The sequence below is a fragment of the Saccharopolyspora shandongensis genome, from assembly GCF_900106995.1.
In the GTDB taxonomy this organism is placed as follows: Bacteria; Actinomycetota; Actinomycetes; order Mycobacteriales; family Pseudonocardiaceae; genus Saccharopolyspora; species Saccharopolyspora shandongensis.
On sequence record NZ_FNOK01000007.1, the window covers coordinates 21,780 to 37,646 of the forward strand.

15 protein-coding genes are annotated in these 15,867 nt (G+C 67.1%); 10 read left to right on the top strand and 5 right to left on the bottom strand.

The window, feature by feature from the left end:
* Window positions 1-114 precede the first annotated feature (114 nt).
* Window positions 115-1,959, top strand: coding sequence for an acyl-CoA dehydrogenase (locus BLW84_RS09470; protein ID WP_093263820.1), 1,845 nt, complete (start codon window positions 115-117; stop codon window positions 1,957-1,959).
* Between the two features lie 77 nt (window positions 1,960-2,036).
* Here BLW84_RS09470 and BLW84_RS09475 read toward each other — a convergent pair whose 3' ends face one another.
* Entirely contained in the window at window positions 2,037-2,435 is a 399-nt protein-coding gene (locus tag BLW84_RS09475) for a DUF3224 domain-containing protein (protein WP_218157262.1), read from the bottom strand.
* A gap of 84 nt (window positions 2,436-2,519) precedes the next feature.
* On the opposite strand from BLW84_RS09475, the gene BLW84_RS09480 reads away from it, so the two are divergent.
* Entirely contained in the window at window positions 2,520-3,485 is a 966-nt protein-coding gene (locus BLW84_RS09480) for a helix-turn-helix transcriptional regulator (RefSeq protein WP_177226378.1), read from the top strand.
* Here BLW84_RS09480 and BLW84_RS09485 read toward each other — a convergent pair.
* Window positions 3,454-4,809 carry a glycosyltransferase family 87 protein gene (locus tag BLW84_RS09485; protein ID WP_425441701.1) on the bottom strand — a complete coding sequence of 452 codons (1,356 nt, stop codon included), beginning with the start codon at window positions 4,807-4,809 and terminating at the stop codon, window positions 3,454-3,456. The two genes, BLW84_RS09480 and BLW84_RS09485, sit on opposite strands and share 32 nt — an antisense overlap.
* 32 nt (window positions 4,810-4,841) lie before the next feature.
* On the bottom strand, window positions 4,842-5,609 hold the full coding sequence (locus BLW84_RS09490) for a deoxyribonuclease IV (protein WP_093263828.1): 768 nt from the start codon (window positions 5,607-5,609) through the stop codon (window positions 4,842-4,844).
* A gap of 169 nt (window positions 5,610-5,778) precedes the next feature.
* Between BLW84_RS09490 and BLW84_RS09495 the strand changes: the two genes are divergently transcribed.
* The 6 genes from BLW84_RS09495 to dnaB all read left to right on the top strand — a co-directional run bounded on the left by BLW84_RS09495 (window position 5,779) and on the right by dnaB (window position 11,747).
* Window positions 5,779-6,720 carry a hypothetical protein gene (locus tag BLW84_RS09495; RefSeq protein WP_093263831.1) on the top strand — a complete coding sequence of 314 codons (942 nt, stop codon included), beginning with the start codon at window positions 5,779-5,781 and terminating at the stop codon, window positions 6,718-6,720.
* 347 nt (window positions 6,721-7,067) lie between these two features.
* Entirely contained in the window at window positions 7,068-7,418 is a 351-nt protein-coding gene (rpsF, locus tag BLW84_RS09500) for a 30S ribosomal protein S6 (RefSeq protein WP_245761041.1), read from the top strand.
* Between the two features lie 42 nt (window positions 7,419-7,460).
* Window positions 7,461-7,943 (top strand): single-stranded DNA-binding protein, encoded by a 483-nt coding sequence (locus BLW84_RS09505; protein ID WP_093263833.1) that lies wholly within the window; start codon window positions 7,461-7,463, stop codon window positions 7,941-7,943.
* Between the two features lie 45 nt (window positions 7,944-7,988).
* Window positions 7,989-8,225: a 30S ribosomal protein S18 gene (gene rpsR / locus BLW84_RS09510; protein ID WP_093151213.1), complete on the top strand. Its 237-nt coding sequence runs from the start codon at window positions 7,989-7,991 to the stop codon at window positions 8,223-8,225.
* Window positions 8,226-8,243: 18 nt separating this feature from the next.
* Window positions 8,244-8,696: a 50S ribosomal protein L9 gene (rplI, locus tag BLW84_RS09515; protein ID WP_093263836.1), complete on the top strand. Its 453-nt coding sequence runs from the start codon at window positions 8,244-8,246 to the stop codon at window positions 8,694-8,696.
* Between the two features lie 423 nt (window positions 8,697-9,119).
* On the top strand, window positions 9,120-11,747 hold the full coding sequence (gene dnaB, locus BLW84_RS09520) for a replicative DNA helicase (protein ID WP_245761057.1): 2,628 nt from the start codon (window positions 9,120-9,122) through the stop codon (window positions 11,745-11,747).
* Window positions 11,748-11,875: 128 nt separating this feature from the next.
* Here the strand turns inward: dnaB and BLW84_RS09525 are convergent, their stop codons facing one another.
* Window positions 11,876-12,577 (bottom strand): cytochrome P450, encoded by a 702-nt coding sequence (locus tag BLW84_RS09525; protein ID WP_245761042.1) that lies wholly within the window; start codon window positions 12,575-12,577, stop codon window positions 11,876-11,878.
* 333 nt (window positions 12,578-12,910) lie between these two features.
* On the opposite strand from BLW84_RS09525, the gene BLW84_RS09530 reads away from it, so the two are divergent.
* Both BLW84_RS09530 and BLW84_RS09535 read left to right on the top strand, forming a co-directional pair.
* Entirely contained in the window at window positions 12,911-14,161 is a 1,251-nt protein-coding gene (locus BLW84_RS09530) for an FAD-dependent oxidoreductase (RefSeq protein WP_093264309.1), read from the top strand.
* Window positions 14,162-14,522: 361 nt separating this feature from the next.
* Window positions 14,523-15,155 (top strand): TetR/AcrR family transcriptional regulator, encoded by a 633-nt coding sequence (locus tag BLW84_RS09535; RefSeq protein ID WP_093263838.1) that lies wholly within the window; start codon window positions 14,523-14,525, stop codon window positions 15,153-15,155.
* A gap of 23 nt (window positions 15,156-15,178) precedes the next feature.
* Here BLW84_RS09535 and BLW84_RS09540 read toward each other — a convergent pair whose 3' ends face one another.
* A complete protein-coding gene (locus tag BLW84_RS09540; RefSeq protein ID WP_093263841.1) occupies window positions 15,179-15,808 on the bottom strand; it encodes a TetR/AcrR family transcriptional regulator in 630 nt (209 codons plus the stop codon).
* Between the last annotated feature and the right edge of the window lie 59 nt (window positions 15,809-15,867).

The following is a 15,867-nucleotide window of genomic DNA, read 5'->3' on the forward strand; positions in this document are numbered from 1 at the left end:
AAGCCGCCAGCCGGGCCGCTTGGCAGAAGTTACCGCCAGGTAATACTCTCTTGTTACCGACGAGTAAGGGCCGAGCCGGGCCCGCCCGCAGCAGCGCGCAAGAGGGAGCCTTCGATGGGCCACTACAAGAGCAACGTCCGAGACCTGGAGTTCAACCTCTTCGAGGTCTTCAAGGTGCAGGAACGGCTGGGTAAGGGCGCCTTCGAGCAGTCCGACGAGGACACCGTGCGGGGCGTGCTCAGCGAACTCAACGAGCTGGCAACCGGACCGCTGGCCGACTCCTTCGTCGAAGGCGACCGCACCCCCGCCAAGTTCGACCCGGCCACCCACTCGGTCACGCTGCCCGAGGCGTTCAAGAAGTCCTACCAGCAGGTCATGGACGGCGAGTGGTGGCGGCTGAGCCTGCCGGACGAGCTCGGCGGCTACGGCACCCCGCCCACCGTCATCTGGTCCGCCGCCGAACTCATGCTCGGCGCCAACCCGGCCATCTACATGTACATGGCGGGCCCGAACTTCGCGACGATCCTGTGGCGCAACGGCACCGAGGAGCAGCGCCGCTGGGCCGAGCTGATGATCGAGCGCGCCTGGGGCGCCACCATGGTGCTCACCGAGCCGGACGCGGGCTCCGACGTCGGCGCCGGCCGCACCAAGGCCATCAAGCAGGAGGACGGCTCCTGGCACCTGGAGGGCGTGAAGCGGTTCATCACCTCCGCCGACCAGGACATGACCGAGAACATCATGCACCTGGTGCTGGCCCGCCCCGAAGGTCCCGGCATCGAGTCCAAGCCCGGCACCAAGGGCCTGAGCCTGTTCCTGGTGCCCAAGTTCCACTTCGACGGCGCCACCGGTGAGCTCGGCGAGCGCAACGGCGCCTTCGTCACCAACGTCGAGCACAAGATGGGCCTGAACGCCTCGGCCACCTGCGAGCTGACCTTCGGCCAGCACGGCGTACCGGCCAAGGGCTGGCTGCTCGGCGAGGTGCACGACGGCATCGCGCAGATGTTCCAGGTCATCGAGTACGCCCGGATGATGGTCGGCACCAAGGCCATCGGCACCCTGTCCACCGGCTACCTCAACGCGCTGGACTACGCCAAGGAGCGCGTGCAGGGCGCCGACCTGACCAGGGCCGCCGACAAGGCCGCGCCGCGCGTGGCCATCACCAACCACCCGGACGTGCGCCGCATCCTGATGCTGCAGAAGGCCTACGCCGAAGGCCTGCGCGCGGTCTACCTCTACACCGCGACCTTCCAGGACCAGGTCTTCCAGGGCCAGCACGAGGGCACCGACTTCAGCGTCGCCGAGCAGGTCAACGACCTGCTGCTGCCCATCGTCAAGGGCGTCGGCTCGGAGCGGGCCTACGAGATGCTGACCCTGTCCCTGCAGACCCTCGGCGGCTCCGGCTTCCTGCAGGACTACCCGATCGAGCAGTACATCCGCGACTCCAAGATCGACAGCCTGTACGAGGGCACCACCGCGATCCAGGCCCAGGACTTCTTCTTCCGCAAGATCGTCCGCAACAACGGCGCCGCGCTCGGCCACATCGCCGCCGAGATCCAGGCGACGCTGGAGGCCGAGGGCGCCGACGAGCGGCTCAAGGAGGAGCGCGCGCTGGTCGCCCGGGCGCTGCAGGACGCCCAGGGCATGCTCGGCACGCTGATCGAGTTCCTGACCTCCTCGCAGGAGGACGTCAAGAACATCTACAAGGTCGGCCAGCACGCGGTGTCGTTCCTGATGAGCATGGGCGACGTGCTGATCGGCTGGCTGCTGCTGCGCCAGGCCGAGATCGCCCTCGCCGCGCTGGACGCGGGCGCCTCGGCCAAGGACCAGCCGTTCTACCAGGGCAAGGTGGCGGTGGCCCGGTTCTTCGCCAAGAACGTGCTGCCGGAGCTGACCGGTCGCCGCAAGATCATCGAGGCGGCGGACGACTCCCTGATGGAGCTCGACGAGTCCGTCTTCTGATCTGACGTTTCCGCAGGTGAAGGGCCGTGTGCGTTTTGTGTCGCTATGACAGCACAAAACGCACACGGCCCGATCCGTCAGTCCAGCGCGTAGTCGAACTCGTAGGGCACCGTGAGCTCGCCGCTGGTGGCCGTGTAGCGGCCGGTTCCGCGCAGCCCGGACAGCTCGCCGGTGCCCGAGTCCGGCACCACCTCGAAGGTCGAGTGGATCGAGCCGTCCCCGCCGAAGTGACCGCGCTCCTCGATGGCGAAGCGGCCCTCGCGCCCGTCCAGCGTCCCGCGGATCAGCTGCATTCCGGTGAACGAACCGGTCAGCTCGGTTCTGTACACGAGGGTGTACTCGCACGCGACCTCGGCCGCCTCGATGCCACCGGTGAACTTGTTGGTGATCGCGGCGCGCGCGAGCTTCGGGTGCTGCTCGCCGTCGCCGATGACGCTCTCGTCCCAGCGGACGACGGTGAAACTGCCGGTGGTCATGGACATCCCTTCGATCGGTCTTGCGACCAGCCTGAACGCCGTACCTGACATCCCCTGTCAGGTACGGCGGGCAAAATTCGGCCCATGCGCGCCGACCGGCTCCTCACCGTCATCCTGCTGCTGCAGAACCGCGGCCGGATGACCGCGACCGAGCTCTCCGAGGCACTGGAGGTCTCGGTCCGCACCGTCTACCGCGACGTCGAGGCCCTCGGCGCGGCCGGCGTCCCGGTCTGCGCCGACCGCGGACCCGACGGCGGCTACCGCCTGATGGACGGCTACCGCACCCGGCTGACCGGCCTCACCGACGCCGAAGCCGGCTCCCTCTTCCTCGCCGGCGCGCCCGGACCGGCCCGGGAACTCGGCCTCGGCGCGGTCCTGGCCACCGCGCAGCTGAAGGTCCAAGCCGCGTTGCCCGCCGAACTGGCCGAGCGGGCCCGCCGCATCCAGGACCGGTTCCACCTCGACGCGAAGGGCTGGTTCCGGGACGCCGACGACGTGCCGCACCTGGCCGACATCGCCCAAGCGGTGTGGGAACAACGCGTCCTGCGCGTGCACTACCGCCGGTGGCGCGGCGAAGTGCACCGAGAGCTCAACCCGCTGGGCATCGTCCTGAAAGGCGGCATCTGGTACCTCGTGGCCCAGGCCGGCGAAGCCATCCGCACCTACCGGATCTCCCGCATCCTGGCCGCGGAGATCACCCCGGACGCCTTCGCCCGGCCCGCGGCATTCGACCTCGCCGCCAGCTGGGCCGAATCCGCCCGGCGCATGGAAGCCGAGATGTACCGCGGAACCGCGCGCCTGCGGATCTCGCCGCTCGCGCAGAAACTGCTCACCGCGAAGTTCGGTTCCCTCGGCACCAACGCCCTCGCCGCCGCCGGGCCGCCCGACGAGCACGGCTGGGTGGAGGTCGATCTGCTCGTCGAACGGCAGGACGTCGCCGTCCACGACGTGCTCCGCCTCGGCGCCGAAGCCGAGGTCCTAGGCCCGCCCGAACTCCGCGCTGCGGTCGCCGCAACCGTCACGGCACTGGCGACTCGCTACGCAACTTGAACGCGCTCCGCACCGGGCCGAAATCGTCCACAGTGGAGCGCGCGGCGAGGAACGCCACGAACAGGCCCACCAGCAGCGCCGCCCGGCCCCAGACGCCGATCATCAGCGCCTGCGACGTGAAACCGTCGTGGATGCCGTTCGGCTCGCCCGCCATGTTCAGGTAGAACCAGCGGAAGATGCTGATGCCCATCGCCAGGTCCGCCACCAGGTACGCCAGGATCCAGCCCCAGCGCACCGCCACCAGCACGAAGAACGGCAGCAGCCACAACGTGTACTGCGGCGAATGCACCTTGTGCAGCAACAGGAAACCGCACAACATCGCCGCCGACACCTGGATCCACGGATACGTCCCGGTGCGCTCGTAGCGCAACCAGCCCACCGCGCAAGCCACCGCGAACGACAGCAGCATCAGCAGCGGCGACACCACGCTCATCGCCGACTGGAAGCCCTCGTACTCGGTCCAATGCCGGAAACCCCAGTACCAGATGGAGTTCGTGCTGATGTCCACCTGCCGCCGGGACTGGAAGTCGAACGACGCCAACCAGCCGCCGAACCCGGCCAGCATGAACGGCACGTTCGCCAGCACCGCCGTTCCGACTGCGGCCCCCGCCACCTGCAGCGCGCCGCGCACGTCGAACCGCCGCTCGTCGCGGCCCTCGGTCAGCACGTACAACGCCAACGGCAGCACGAAAAGCGCCGGGTACAGCTTCAGCGCGAAACCCAGGCCCAACAGCACCGCGGCCGCCGTCGCCCGCCGGCGCAACGACGCCGACGTCCACCGGTGCACGACGAACACCGCGGCCACCGCGCACGCCACCACCGGCAGGTCCCAGTTGTGGAAGGCGTAGAGCACCAGCGGCGGGCTCAACGCCCACAACAACGCCCGCCAACCGCTCAACCGGCCCAACCACCACGCGACGGCCAACCCGAACGGCGCCATCAACAACGCCGACAAGGCCAGGAAACCCGCGTCCGTGTCGGCGAACCAAGCGCCCACCCAGATCAGCACGCCGGTCAGCACCGGGTACTCGACCACGCCGCCGTACAACGTCCCGTCGGGCTCGATCCCGCCGTGCACGTACGGGAAGACGTGCCGGTCGATGTCCCGGCCGACCCACAGGTTCTGGATGTCGGAGTAGCACACGTCGCCGTACGCGCGCTCCTGGTAAGCGGGCTCCGAACGCCCCCACTCGTCGAAGAGCGGGCCGGTGCAACGCGCCTTGTTGGCATACCCCAGCGCCAACGCCAACGCGGTGAACATGCACAGCGCGACCAAGCCGGAGATCGTCAACCTGCGGGCCGTCTTGACGCCGATGCCGATCACTCCCGTTCGATACCGCGAAGAAGTCGAAGCGTTCAGGCGACCTTGCCGCGGAGGAACGCGATGTCGTCGGCCTGGCCTTCGTCCGGCGTCTCCACCACCACCGGCGCCCCGGCGCTCGCGCACACCGCGACCAGCAGGTCCGGATCGATGTTGCCCGCGCCGATGTTGGCGTGCCGGTCCCGCGAGGAGCCGAACTCGTCCCGCGAATCGTTGAGGTGCACCAGATCGATCCGCCCGGTGATCGCCTTCACCCGGTCGACGATGTCCAGCAGCTCCTCGCCCGCGGCGTGCGCGTGGCAGGTGTCCAGGCAGAAACCCGCCCCGAACTCGCCGACCGCATCCCACAACCGCGCCAGCGCGTCGAACCGCCGCGCCATCGCATTGGCGCCGCCAGCGGTGTTCTCGATCAGGATAGGCACGCCGAAACCGCCGTCCGCGGCCTGCCGCTCGAACAGCTTCCGCCAGTTCGACACGCCCTCGGCCGGTGCATCGTCCTTGGTCACGTGCCCGCCGTGCACGATCAGGCCCGTCGCGCCCACCGCGGCCGCCGCAGTCGCCTGCTGCGCCACGGCCTTGCGGGACGGGATCCGGATCCGGTTGTTCAGCGAGGCCACGTTGATCACGTACGGGGCGTGGATGAACACCTCGACGTCGCTGTCGCGCAACTGCTCCGCCTGCGGATGCGGCTTCGGGGCCTTCCAGCCCTGCGGATCCGACAGGAAGAACTGCACGACCTCCGCGCCGCGCTCGGCGGCGGCGGCCAACGGGTCATCATCGCGAACGTGGGCGCCGATACGCATACCCGAAGTCTAGGCGGCCGACCGGACCGCCTCCCGGCGGCGTGAACGGCCCGCTCCCACAGCACGGGAACCCACGGGTTTTCCCCCCGGGCGTCACCAATGGCGGTGTTCGCGCGTTATTAATCTTGAGAGAGTGATCGGCATTCGCATGGCCGTGGGGAGACGAGACATGGGAGCACGGGGGAAACCCAATCCGCTGGTCCGGCCGAACGCGTTCGGCCGAACCGTGTCCGCGGGGCTGGTCGGATTAGCGATCACCGCGAGCACCTTCCTCGGCGCCGGCGCCGCCTACGCGGCCGACCCGCTGGTCGTCGACCAGCCCCTGGCCATCGTCGACGCGGAACCCGGCCAGCAGATCACCATCGCGCCGTCGACGCTCGACTTCAAGGTCCGCGAGGCCGTGCTGCTCGCCATGCCGCTGGCCTTCGGCCAGGCCGACGACGCCGCCAAGAAGTTCGCCGCCCTGACGCCGATCTCGCTCGGGTCCGCGCGGGAGGGCCGCACCTTCTACTCCGGCAAGGACATCGCCGAGGCCGCCGCGCCCCGGCTCGCCGAGATCGGCCTGCCCGAGAAGAAGGTCGAAGCGGTCACCTGGCACTTCACCAACCTGGTCAGCATCGGCAACGCCCTCACCGTGAAGGTCGCGAAGCCCGCGGTCGAACCGCCGCCGCCCACCTCGCATCAGCCGCCGCCCGAGACTCCCAAGCCGACGCCGAACCCGCCGCCCAGCACGAACCCGGCGCCGCCGAGCCCCACCCTGCCGTCGCCCACCGCCCCGCCACCGGCTGTGACGCCCAGCGGCGGGGCACCGGGAGCGCTCAGCGTCCTGCCGCCCAGCCTGCGGGACCTCCAGGGCGGCTCGCTGCCGTGGGCGCAGGCCCGCTACGGCCAGGTGCCGGGCCTGGTGCCGGACATCGGCGACCTCGCGCAGCAGTCCCAGGAGCAGCAGAAGGCACGTGAGCAGCAGGAGGAGATCCGCGCCGCGGGCAAGGCGGAGGCCTTGCCGACCGAGGTGACGGAGCGGGTGGCGGCCCCGGTGCTGCTCGCCGCGATCTCGCTGGCGGTGGTCACGGCGGCCCTCGTCCGCAGCTGGGTCCTCCGCCGCTACTGACCTTCCGCCGCCAGCCCTGGGCAGACCCCACCCGGTGACCCGCAGTTTCATGTGAAACTGCGAGTCACCGGCGTGTCACACCCCGACACGCCGGTGCCTGTGGACAACTCCCGCAATTTGAATGGAAATCGGGCCATCGATTTCCATTGAGGGTTTTTCATCCCGGCACCGCCACGCAGAACGAGGTTGGAAAAACCTCATTGAAATCGCGGACCCCCGGACGTCGTCGGGGGTGGGGCGGGGGGATGACGGCGGTGTCGGTGCCGCTTGCTAGCCTTGTTCAGTTCGTCGACGCGAACGACCCTCCTGCCACGGAAAGTCCGTGGCCGTGAGTCCACAGGAGGTGAATGGTCTTCATGCGTCACTATGAGCTCATGGTCATCCTGGACCCGAGCCTGGACGAGCGCACCGTCGCTCCGTCCTTGGAGAACTTCCTCAACGTTGTCCGCAACGACGGTGGCACCGTCGAGAAGGTCGACGTCTGGGGCCGCCGGCGGCTCTCGTTCGAGATCGAGAAGAACGCCGAGGGCATCTACGTCGTCCTGGACCTCAACAGCGAGCCGGCCACCATCAAGGAACTGGACCGGCAGCTGAACCTCAACGAGTCGATCCTGCGGACGAAGGTCATCCGCAAGATCGTCGAGCCCCGCAAGGTCGCGCGCGCCGCCAAGGCCCGCGCCGCTCAGGCGTCCGCCTGACCGGCCCGATTCCGCTAACGACCAGACTGGAGTCCCCAGGTCATGGCTGGTGAAACGGTAATCACGGTGGTCGGCAACCTGACCGCCGACCCGGAGCTGCGCTTCACCCCTTCCGGTGCCGCGGTCGCGAACTTCACGGTCGCGTCCACGCCCCGGACCTTCGATCGCCAGTCCGGCGAGTGGAAGGACGGCGAGGCCCTGTTCCTGCGCTGCAACATCTGGCGGCAGGCCGCGGAGAACGTGGCCGAGTCGCTGACCCGCGGCATGCGGGTGGTCGTGCAGGGCAGGCTGCGGCAGCGTTCCTTCGAGACGAAGGAAGGCGAGAAGCGCACTGTCGTCGAGCTTGAGGTCGACGAGATCGGGCCGTCCCTGCGCTACGCGACCGCCAAGGTGAACAAGGTCAGCCGTGGCGGCAGTGGCTTCAGCGGTGGTGGGGGCCCGTCCGGTCCCCCGGCCGACGACCCGTGGGGTTCCGCGCCGCCCGCCGGCTCCGGTGGTGGGTTCAGCGACGAGCCGCCGTTCTAAACGGCGCAGCAACGCTTACGAAGTTTTCGCTCAGGAGGAAGACCGATGGCCAAGGCGCCCGTGCGCAAGCCGAAGAAGAAGGTCTGCGTGTTCTGCAAGGACAAGGCGGCGCAGATCGACTACAAGGACACGACGCTGCTGCGGAAGTACATCTCCGACCGCGGCAAGATCCGTGCCCGTCGCGTGACCGGCAACTGCAGCCAGCACCAGCGCGACGTCGCCATCGCGGTGAAGAACGCCCGCGAGATGGCCCTGCTGCCCTACACCTCGACCGCTCGCTGACCCGGAAGGAGACACGTCGTGAAGATCATCCTCACCGCTGACGTGACCGGTCTTGGCGAGTCTGGCGACATCGTCGAGGTCAAGGACGGTTACGCGCGCAACTACCTGCTGCCCCGCAGCCTGGCCATCGTGGCCACCAAGGGCGCGCAGAAGCAGATCGAAACGATCCGCCGCGTGCAGGAGAACCGCCGGGTGCGCAACCTGGAGCACGCCCACGAGCTCAAGCAGCAGCTGAAGGACCTCGGCACGGTCGCGCTGACCGCGAAGGTGTCCTCGCAGGGCAAGCTGTTCGGCTCGATCACCAGCGGCGACATCGTCACCGCTGTGCGCAAGGCCGGTGGCCCGAACCTGGACAAGCGCTCCGTCGAGCTGCGCGGCCACATCAAGTCGCTCGGCAAGCACGTCGTCGACGTGCAGCTGCACCCGGACGTGACGGCCAACGTCAGCGTCCAGGTCGCCGGCGAGCAGTGACCCGGTAGTACCGGTTTCAACAACGCGGCATCGTCCACTCCGGCATTCGTGTGACGGGTGGACGATGCTGCGTCCGGTGCGCGCACCGGTTGTCACGGCGGAGGCCGAGCCTCGCCGAGTTCCGACACGCCGATGAGAGCGACACGCCGGGACTTTTCCACGGATTTCTTCCACAGCCTTCGCACAGGGGCTGAACTGGGGTTTTTTGTCGATCATGCCGACTTGTCCCCAAGTTGTCCCCAGCTGCGTGGAAGGCTGCCGCGAGTTATCCCCAGCTCGATTCGATCTATCCACAGGTTGTCCCGAGCTTTGTCCACAGCTTGATTTGCCTGCTCCAGGCGGGCGATCTAGCTTCGCGCGCGGGCGTTCACGCACACCACGCGTGAAGGCCTTGTGCCGGAGGAGGTGACGGGTCCGGTGGCGGTGCCCGACGAGCAGGAAGATCCGTACTTCGACAGCGACGGCGGGTCGAGCAGCAGCACCACCTTCGAACGGCAGCCACCGCAGGACCTCGCCGCAGAGCAATCGGTGCTCGGCGGCATGATGCTGAGCAAGGACGCCATCGCCGACGTCGTCGAGGTGCTCAGCCCCAACGACTTCTACCGCCCGGCGCACCAGGCGATCTACGACTGCGTCCTCGACCTCTACGGCCGCGGCGAACCGGCGGACGCGATCACCGTGTCGGCGGAGCTGGAACGCCGCCAGGAGCTGCTCAAGGTCGGCGGCGCGCCGTACCTGCACACCCTGATCGCCACGGTGCCCACGGCGGCGAACGCCGGCTACTACGCGGAGATCGTCTCGGAGAAGGCGATCCTGCGCCGCCTGGTGGAGGCGGGCACCCGGATCGTCCAGCTCGGCTACCACGGCTCCGAGGGCGCGGCGATCGAAGAGGTCGTCGACCGGGCCCAGTCCGCGATCTACGACGTGACGGAGCGCAAGGCCAGCGAGGACTACCACGTCCTCGAAGAACTCCTCCAGCCGACGATGGACGAGATCGACGCCATCGCCTCGCGAGGCGGCCAGTCCCAAGGCATCCCAACGGGTTTCGTCGACCTCGACGGCCTGACCAACGGCCTCCACCCGGGTCAGATGATCATCGTCGCGGCCCGGCCCGGTGTGGGAAAGGCGCTCTCGCTGGACACGCCGCTGCCGACCCCGGACGGCTGGACGACGATGGGCGAGGTCGCGGTCGGCGACCACCTGATCGGCGCGGACGGCAAGCCGACGAAGGTCGTTGCGGCGACCGAGGTCATGCAAGACCGCCCCTGCTACGAGGTCGAGTTCTCCGATGGCACGGTCATCACCGCCGATGCCCAGCACCAGTGGTTGACCGACACCCGGGCATCGCGGAAGTCGGCTCAAGCCGCTGCGGTCGCATACAACCGCACCCGCAACCAACGAACTTTTGCGGAAGTGCGGACGACTGAGGAGATCGCGGCCACCCTGCGCTGCAACACCGCCGACCGACGGCTCAACCACTCGGTGAACGCCGCGCGGGCACTAGACCTGCCGGAGCGAGAACTCCCCATCGCGCCCTACGTGCTGGGTGTCTGGCTGGGTGATGGCACATCGGCGTCGGCGGCCTTCACGAGCGACGATCCAGAGATCGCGATGTACGTGGAAGCGGAGGGCTACCGCGCTCCGCAAATGCGCTACCGCTACTACGGAATCCGGTTCGCGGAGTCCGAACCCGTCGCCGAGCGGACGTGCGTCGTTTGCGGTGCCGAGTTCGTGCCGAGGACCAGCCAAGTGCGGACGTGCGGCAAGAGCTGCGGCGACAAGGCCCGTCTCGTCTCCGAACCGGTGTCGCAGCCGACGTGCCCGGACTGCGGAGAGCCGACATGCGGACTGCGCCAGTGCCAGGCATGCCGGAACGAACGGGGGACTGTTCAGGCACTGCTCCGGACAATGGGCGTGCTGGGCAACAAGCACATCCCGGCTGAGTACCTCCGAGGCTCCGAATCCCAACGCCGAGCCATCCTCGCGGGCCTTCTCGACACCGATGGCACGGTGGCACCGAGTGGCTCCGTGCAGTTCAGCGTGACCAACGAGCGGCTTGCCCGCGACGTGTACGAGCTCGTCGTCGGTCTCGGCTACCGCTGCACCTTGACGACCAAGGGGGTTCGTGGCCGAACGGAAGCGTCGTCCACGGCCTTCACGCTCACGTTCACCACGCAGGACGATGTCTTCCGGCTGAATCGCAAGAAGCTGGTCCACAAGGAGCGCAACGCGCGTACTCCCCGGATGGTCGGAACTCGCTTCATCACCGACGTGCGGCCGGTGGCGAGCGTGCCGGTTCGATGCGTCGAGGTGAATTCGTCGGATCACCTGTACCTGGCCGGCCGATCGATGATTCCGACGCACAACTCCACGCTTGGACTGGACATCGCCAGGTCGGCGTCGGTGAAGCACGGGCTCGGGAGCGTCATCTTCTCGCTGGAAATGAGCCGCACCGAGATCGTCATGCGCATGCTCTCCGCCGAGGCGCGGATCCGGCTCGGCGACATGCGCGGTGGCCGGATGAGCGACGACGACTGGACGCGGTTGGCGCGGCGGATGAGCGAGATCAGCGAGGCGCCGCTGTTCGTCGACGACTCGCCGAACCTCACGATGATGGAGATCCGCGCGAAGGCCCGGCGGCTCAAGCAGCGCCACGACATCCAGCTGATCGTGCTGGACTACCTGCAGCTGATGACCTCCGGCAAGCGCGTCGAGTCCCGGCAGCAGGAGGTCTCGGAGTTCTCCCGAAACCTCAAGCTGCTGGCCAAGGAACTCGAAGTGCCGCTGATCGCGATCTCCCAGCTGAACCGAGGCCCGGAACAGCGGACGGACAAGCGCCCGCAGCTCTCGGACCTACGTGAATCCGGTTCGCTTGAGCAGGACGCGGACATGGTGATCCTGATCCACCGGCCGGACGCGTTCGAGCGGGACGATCCGCGGATGGGCGAGGCGGACCTGATCCTGGCGAAGCACCGTGCGGGCCCGACGGCCACGATCACGGTCGCCCACCAGCTGCACTACAGCCGCTTCGTCGACATGGCCCAGGAGTAGCCGGCTTCTTTTGAGGGTCTCAGAATTCGTGGCGGAATCTCGGAATGCTGGGCGGTGACGTGGCGGATCCGCCACGGTCTTGAGATTCCATTTCGCGCATCGGCTGCTTTCTGGTCGGCCACCGTGGATCACCAAGCGACGGGAAGCCTCTCGACGCCGTGCACGGCTGTCATGCTGCGAAAGCGGATGTCTGCCGGACTAAGCTCGAGCCGGAGCTCGGGGAAGCGCCGCAACAACGCTGGTAGCGCAATCCGTAGCTCCATCCTGGCCAGTGGCGCGCCGATACAGTGGTGGATGCCGTGTCCGAAAGCCACGTGCGGGACCGGTTTCCGTGAGATGTCGAAGTCATCTGGAGCGGTGACAAGACTCAGGTCCCGGTTGGCCATGGGTAGCGACGGGACCAGATCGCCGGTGTGCATTTCCTGCCCACCGACGGCGGTGTCCGCCATGACGGTTCGGGGCAGACCAGAGTGCACCGGGGTGAGAAAACGGAGCAGTTCTTCGACGGCATCGTCGACACGCTCGGGCTCGTCGCGGATCGCGGCCAGTTGTTCGGGGTGCTCTAGCAACAGGGCGGTGCCCGTGCCCAGGGCGTTGGCGGTGGTCTCATGTCCCGCGATCAGCAGCACGAGGGCGATACCGACCAGCTCGTCGTGACTGATGTCCTCATCGTGTTCGCGGATAAGCATGCCGATCAGGTCATCATCCGGAGCACTGCGATGCCGGTCGACGAGATCGCTCAGGTAAGAACGAAGAGCAAGGAACGCTTCGGTTCGTTCGTCTTGTGAGGTAGTGAGCTGAAGCTGAACCGACGACAGACGTTGGAACATCTCCCGGTCAGAGTAGGGAACGCCAAGGAGTTCACAGATGACCAGGGAGGGGATGGGCAGCGCGAAGCTCTTGACGAGGTCGAGCGGCGGAAAGTTCGGGTCCTGGGCTGTAGCGCTCGCGCGACATGTTGACCGGACGCGGCGGGGTCGGCGACGTCATCACTCCTCCAATCGAACAGCGGCCGGACCTCTCCCGCACCGCGCTGCTCAGACTCGGTAACCTTACCCAGTAAGTTTACTGAGTAAGTAATGATCGTGCCGGGCCGAATCGAGGAGACCGGGACGGGTACTGCTCGATCGTCTTCCTGGTGCTGACAGATGGGAATCGGTGTCATGACATCCGCATCCGGAACTCGCTCCTTGAAGGTCCTCGTGTGCGGTGGTGGTATCGCGGGACAGGCGACGGCCTACTGGCTCGTGCGAGGTGGTCATCGAGTAGTCGTGGTCGAGCGTTTCCCGGCGCTGCGAGCCACGGGCGCACAGGTCGATCTCCGCGGTCAAGGCATCGAGGCGGTCGAGGCCATGGGGCTTCTCGATGTCGTGAAGAGCAAGCTAGTGGACGAAGCCGGCGTCGCCTTTGTGAATGCCCAGGGCAAGACGAGGGCGACGATCATGGCCAACACGTCCGGCCAGGGGCGCCAGACTCTGACGTCCGAGTACGAGATCATGCGTGGAGACCTCGTGCGCATTCTCAACGATGCGACGAAGAACGACGTCGACTACGTCTTCGGGACGAGCGTGGACCGCTTCGAGCAGGATGAGAAGAAGGTCGTCGCTTACTTCTCCGACGGCTCGTCCGACGCGTTCGACCTGCTGATCGGTGCCGATGGGCAAGGGTCGCGCGTCCGTCGAGCCATCTTGCCTGCCGGGACTCCAGAACCGTACTGGCAGATGGGCATCCACATGTCGTATTGGTTCGTTCCGCGCATCGCGTCGGACAGCAACATCCGCGACACCTACAACGCCCCCGGCGGCCGGATGATCATGCGCAGGAGTCACCACCCGGACGAGACTCAGGTGTATTTCGTGCTAAGGGAAACATCGGAGGAAGCCTCGGCCATCCATCGCGAGCCGGTCGAACGCCAGAAAGAGTTCTGGGCCGAGCGGTTCCGCGGCGCGGGATGGCAGACCGACCGGTTCATCGAAGGCATGGAGACGACCCCGAGCTTCTACTCCCAGGAGGTCGTGCAGGTCCGTACGGACACCTGGTCCCACGGACGCGTGGCCCTTGTCGGAGATGCCGCGCACTGCGCCTCCCCCTACAGCGGCATGGGGGTCTCCGGCGGTCTGGTCGGCGCCTACGTCCTGGCTGGTGAGATCAACCGACACCCCACTGACCTGCCTCGGGCGCTGGCGAACTACGACACGACACTTCGACCGTTCGTTGACGAGGTTCAGGCCACGGTGAAACCGCGCCTGCTGCGCCTCGGCATGCCCATGAGCCGGTTCGGGATCAACGCCTTCCTCGCCGTCTCGGGACTGGCTACCTTCCTGCGCATCCCCGACCTCGTCGCGTGGTTCTCGAAGGAGGACCGGGGCGGCGATTGGCAGCTCCCCCAAAGCCCTGAACTTCGTGTCCGTTAGGAGTGAGGTTTTTCCAACCTCGTTTTGCGTGGCGGTGCGGGTGGCGGAACCTCAGCGTCCGCCTGGACTGTGGGTGCCCTGACTTATGTATGCCAATACACGGCGTCAGGGCCGTCCTCGCCAGGCGAACGCTGAGAACCCGCGGCGGTGCTAGTTGCGAGGGTGGGCCTGAAAGCGCCTGACGGTGCTTGGCGACGGCGCGCGCTCAGGCGCAGGTCAGACGCCGCGGCTGCGGTATCCGACCAGGATGAAAAACCCTCAGTGGTATTGCCCGGTAGCTTATACGATAGACTTTACTTGATAAGTTTATCGAATAAGTATACTGCGTAAGGATGAAGCGCAGTGAGGGAGCCCTTTTCACATGCCGAATCGAGGAGATCGCGGCGGGTCGAAGACGCGAGCGCGCATCGCTGACGTCGCGAGTGAACTGTTCCTGGAGCGCGGCTTCGACGACGTCACGATCGCCGAGGTCGCCGCAGCCGCCGGTGTGTCCAAGGTGACGGTGTTCTCGCACTTCGAGCGGAAGGAAGACCTCCTGCTCGATCGTCTTCCGGACGTTGTCGACATCGTGCGAACCGCAGTCCGCGAGCGGGCGGACGACACCAGCGCCGTCGAGACGCTCCGTCAGGCCGCCCTCGCACTCGCGGAGGAGCGGCACGTGCTCTCGGGCCTGGACGGGGACATCGAACCGATGATGCGGACCGTCACGGCTTCGCCCGCCTTGATCGCGCGGCTCCGCGCATTCGCGTATGAGATCGAGACAGAGCTGGCCGCCGAGCTCGACACGGACACGACGTTCTCCGGCGACAGCACGTTGGCCGCGGCCCTGCTCGTCGCCGCATACCGGACAGTCGCCGTCGAGACGGTACGACGCCGACTCGCCGGAGACGACCTCACCGACATCGCCACGACGCACCATCAGCGCCTGAACCAGGCGTTCGACGCCGTCGAACACGGCATCTCAGGCGCTCATCGCAGGGCGCCATCCGCCTGAGATCCCGAACGCCGCGACCGGCTTCAGTGGGTGAAGACGGCTGCGACAAAGCGCGTGATCGTCATGGAGGCTTCGGCGGGGCCGATGTCGCGACGCGCCAGTTGGAGCATGAGGCCCTCGACGAGGGACAGCAGTCCGCGCGCATCGCGTTGCGCCTCTTCGAGGGATCGGCGGGTGGCGCTCATGCGGATCGCCGCGGCGATCGCTTGTGCGAGCCGATCAGAATCGGCGGACAGGCGTGCCGACATCTCCGGATTCTGCGCGGCCCTGCTCACCATGGTCAGCCAGGCCATCACCTGTATCCGCCAAACGTCGTCCGACACCGGTGCGGATGAAGGGTCGGAGCCGTCGGTGGCCCCGGGGATCATGTTCTGAAGTACTCGGCGCACGGTCGACTCGGCGTGCTGCGGGTCGGCAAGCGTGGTGAGTTGATCGACGAGCCGCTCGTCGAGGATATCGAGCACTTCTCCGACGGCGTAGTCGAGAAGGTCGTCTGTGCCGGCGAAGTAGTGCTGGACCGACCCGAGCGACAAACCTGCCTCCGACGCGACCCTGCGCAGGCTCACCGCGTTCCAGCCATCGCGGTACGCCAATCGCCACAGCGCGGCCGCCACCTCGTCACGTCGCTGCTTGCGATCAACGATCTTCGGCACTGGGGCTCCTTTTTTAGTACAGTGACTTATATTAGAGTCTCACGCCCAAGGAGGTCACT